The 3647-nt window shown below is 29.1% G+C and carries 4 protein-coding genes; 2 read left to right on the top strand and 2 right to left on the bottom strand.

The annotated features are described in order from the left end of the window. Positions 1 to 243 precede the first annotated feature (243 nt). Complete coding sequence (locus H8909_RS12655; protein WP_187013076.1) at positions 244 to 729, bottom strand: hypothetical protein; 486 nt, start codon at positions 727 to 729, stop codon at positions 244 to 246. A gap of 482 nt (positions 730 to 1211) precedes the next feature. After that, positions 1212 to 1466 (bottom strand): hypothetical protein, encoded by a 255-nt coding sequence (locus tag H8909_RS12650; protein ID WP_187013075.1) that lies wholly within the window; start codon positions 1464 to 1466, stop codon positions 1212 to 1214. A 280-nt stretch (positions 1467 to 1746) separates the two neighbouring features. On the opposite strand from H8909_RS12650, the gene H8909_RS12645 reads away from it, so the two are divergent. Together H8909_RS12645 and H8909_RS12640 are read left to right on the top strand one after the other, a co-directional pair. Beyond that, entirely contained in the window at positions 1747 to 2592 is an 846-nt protein-coding gene (locus H8909_RS12645) for an HAD-IIB family hydrolase (protein ID WP_187013074.1), read from the top strand. Then, the gene (locus H8909_RS12640; protein ID WP_187013073.1) at positions 2582 to 3553 is read left to right on the top strand and encodes an MFS transporter; all 972 of its coding nucleotides are present in this window, start codon (positions 2582 to 2584) and stop codon (positions 3551 to 3553) included. Before H8909_RS12645 ends, H8909_RS12640 begins: the two co-directional genes overlap by 11 nt. The last annotated feature ends 94 nt before the right edge of the window (positions 3554 to 3647 follow it).

Genomic DNA, 3647 nt, shown 5'->3' with positions numbered 1-3647 from the left:
ATTGTCTCCAATATCATGATAGTACAAAAAGACCACCCATGAGGTGGTGCAGTTGTGTATATTCTGATTTTTAGACTAGTGGTGCAGTTGGTGATATAGGTGGTGCACTTTATGCGATTGACGGTGCTGTTCCTTGCGAATAATCACAAACATCAGATTATTATGGGAGGAATATGCAGAAGACTGTAGAAATAGTAAATTCCCAATCTATTAGTACAGTTACTTCTGTGAAAAGCATCGTGATTATGTAAAGAAAAATAATCTCACAATGCATATCACACATAAGCCAGGGGATAAAATGATGATTGATTTGTTATGAGAATCTTTGCATAACAAGTCTACTTCAGTACGAATACCTGGCTTATGCTGGATATGGTTGGTATAGTTGTGATTCTGAACATGTTCTTTGTATCCTTTGCAGAACTTTGAATAGCTCACGGGATACTTCACTTCATTTATCTTGATACAGTATTCATTCCACAACAGCTTCAGAGTGACTCCAGGTTTAGATAATTCATTATGAATATATTCATAATTTATAGGGGCATAGATGTCTTCACTTTCATAAAGATTAGGGAAGAACAGCTTTCCTAATTCCGTATCTGAATAACACTCTAATTTTGCAGTATCAAATTCTAATTCCTCCTTTCTTCGTTTTACTTTCGATGAGGTGTGCTTGCTTATGTGATATTGCTTTGAAATGGTATTAAGAGAAGTACTCTGATCCATTAGCTGCAGGCACATTCTCAGATTGAATTTTACAGCCATAATTTTAAGGATCCATCATTTGTCTCTGTTGATCAGAGCACACTTGATAAACAGAACATAATTATAACTAAAGGTGATGTTCGTATAGAATTTCCTTGTGATACAGATATAGGAACTGTAACCAACATCATAGGTGCACTATTATGTTAGGTGATATCTCCAGGGCTGAGCATATCTATATAGCTGTAGGCTATACAAATATGCGGAAACAGAGGTTGGAATAAAGGACTATTAAATCTAAAATGAATTAATAGTCCTTTTTAGTTACACTATATAATTTGGTAATTACGATGAATCATTTTCTTATGACTAATTTGAGTCGCTTATGACACATTTGTAGTATTTTTTGTTATTAATATTAAAATCATAAATGTCTAGACGAAAAAATCAATTGGAGGGTTAAGGTAATGAGAAGATGGTATTTTACATCAGAAAGTGTTACATTAGAACATCGAAATAAGATGTGTGATTTTATTGATTATTATGGCGTGGCTGATCAATAATTCCGATTTAGCCTGATCATTAATTCCGATACGCTTGACTAGGTAATACTTATGGTATCCGCAATGATCATATGAGAATCCATCAGGCCATTCTATGGATTTGAATAATTCAATACAGTTATTGATGTTATTAGAATAGTTCTGAGTGAACTCACATAGAGAAGCTTTCTTTGGCTTTAATAGTTTGTTTGACATGTAATTATATCTCCATCTGATTTCTGATCTAATTATAGAACAGATGGAAAAGCTATGTGTCCGATTCAGCTTCATGAACGTCGATTAAGCGGTGCTTATGATATTTAATTTTCATTAACCTGTGGTTTGTGTGTTTTCAAATTGATATATCGTTTAATACAAAAAAGAGTGCTAAAACTGCTAAAAAAAATCAATACAAATCAGGTTGTGTGGGAAAATATCTCTTCCACAAAAAAATTTAGATTGTTGAAATATGGAAAGAAAGGAATGTGAGAGTAATATGAAAAAGAAGATAATATTTGTTTCAGATATTGATGGTACATTGATATCTGATGGTAATGAATTATCGAAAACTTCAAAAAGAATTTTGAAAGAATTATATAGTAAAGGAATTCAGATTTGTTTTGCAACAGGCCGTGATTATAAGAAGTTGAACGATGTTTTAGGAGATATTGAATTTAAATATAGTGCTATTTGTTGTAATGGTTCAGAAATATATGATGAAGAGAGTAATGTACTAAATAAAAATTATTTGGATAATGAGAAATGTGAAACGATTATACAATATTTAGAAAAATTAGATGTTTTATATATGTTGTATACTGATAAAGGAAATGTTGTTCGAGGTACAAAAGACAGAAATACTAGATTATTAAAATTGGGTGAAACAAAGCAGGGCTCTTTTGAAGATATAGTAGAAGAAGCAAAAATATACTATAAATTAATTTATGCAAATTCAAGAGAAATTTTTAATATTGAGAGTTCTGGATTAAATATTCTAAAAATTGAAATTATAGATTCGGATGTTTATAAATTAACAAAAATGAAACAAGCTTTAGAAAATATCCGTGATATATCAATAACAACATCGTTTAAATATAATTTAGAAATTCAACCTTTAAAAACAGATAAGGGTAGTGCATTGAAAAATTTAATTGATGATGGATATATTATTATTGCTGCAGGTGATGGTGAGAATGACTTATCTTTGTTTAAAATGGCAGACTGTACAATAGTTCCACAAAAAAGAGATACTATTTTAGATCAGTATGACAACATAATTACATGTAATCCAGAAGAAATTTTAAGAACAGTAGAGGAGAAGGCAGAAGAATATGGCTACTAAATTAACTTCAGTTAAGAAAATGTATTTAGTAAATTTTTTTATAAGTATATCATTATATTTTCCTGTAGAAGTTGCTTATTTAAATAGTCTTGGTTTTTCTAGTATGCAAATTACAGTCATCAACTTATGTTTGCCATTATTTATAGGAATACTAGAAATTCCAACAGGACATCTTGGTGATCTAATTTCTAGAAAAAAAGTTATGTTGTATTCAATACTTGCCTTTGTTATTTCATTATTGATTTTAATTATATTTAGAAATTTTTACATGATTTTAATTGCTTATTTTTTGGAAGGATTGGGATGGAGTCTTGCTTCCGGAAATAATGAATCTTTACTTAAAGACATTGTAAATGCTGATGTTAATAAATTTAATAAATCATTATCAAAATTTTACGAATTTTCTTTTCTAGCAACTTTGACATCAAGTATTCTGTTAGTTATAATAACAACTTTTTATGGAGAAAACTATACATTACTACTAATTGTTACTTTTATTATTCGATTATTTGCTCTAGTAATGGGATTAATGATCAAAGGAACTTCGACTAATAGAAAAGAAAGTATGAGTAATACATTAACAATAGGCAATGCTCTTAAGGCTTTTTTGCAAAGTTCAGAGACAATTTCAATAGGTATATATGAAGGTATTGGACGATTCCAATTCTTTTTTCCAACAATATATCAAATTATCTTATTATTAAATGGTTTTCCCTTAAATTATATTGTTTATATTAATTTTGGATATGTAGTATTTCAATTTTTAGTTCAAAGATATAGCCAACATATTATAAAATGTTTTAAGCGACGTTCTCTATTAGTTATACTGCCTATATTACAATCGTTGTTGATGCTATCATTATTTAGTAAAAATATAATTATAATTGCAATTTCAATTATAATTATATATATGTGTATTCCATTAAAAACGCAAATTGATAGTGTCAAGAATCTTGTGTAAATTCTTATTTCCTGTAAATTAAGTTTTCAGTAGATAAGATTAGTTGTTATCTATTAATTTGGAAACCATTGATCACGACCAACTAAACCAAAAC

The organism is Catenibacterium faecis (assembly GCF_014306455.1).
GTDB lineage: Bacteria > Bacillota_I > Bacilli_A > Erysipelotrichales > Coprobacillaceae > Catenibacterium > Catenibacterium mitsuoka_A.
The sequence above is the reverse complement of the archived record's forward strand: the minus strand, read 5'-3'. Positions and strand labels throughout refer to the sequence as shown.

Bases quoted from the DNA above. Each gene is read 5' to 3' on its own strand.
- H8909_RS12655 (WP_187013076.1), bottom strand. From the start codon at position 729: ATGGATCAGAGTACTTCTCTTAATACCATTTCAAAGCAATATCACATA.
- H8909_RS12650 (WP_187013075.1), bottom strand. From the start codon at position 1,466: ATGTCAAACAAACTATTAAAGCCAAAGAAAGCTTCTCTATGTGAGTTC.
- H8909_RS12645 (WP_187013074.1), top strand. From the start codon at position 1,747: ATGAAAAAGAAGATAATATTTGTTTCAGATATTGATGGTACATTGATA.
- H8909_RS12640 (WP_187013073.1), top strand. From the start codon at position 2,582: ATGGCTACTAAATTAACTTCAGTTAAGAAAATGTATTTAGTAAATTTT.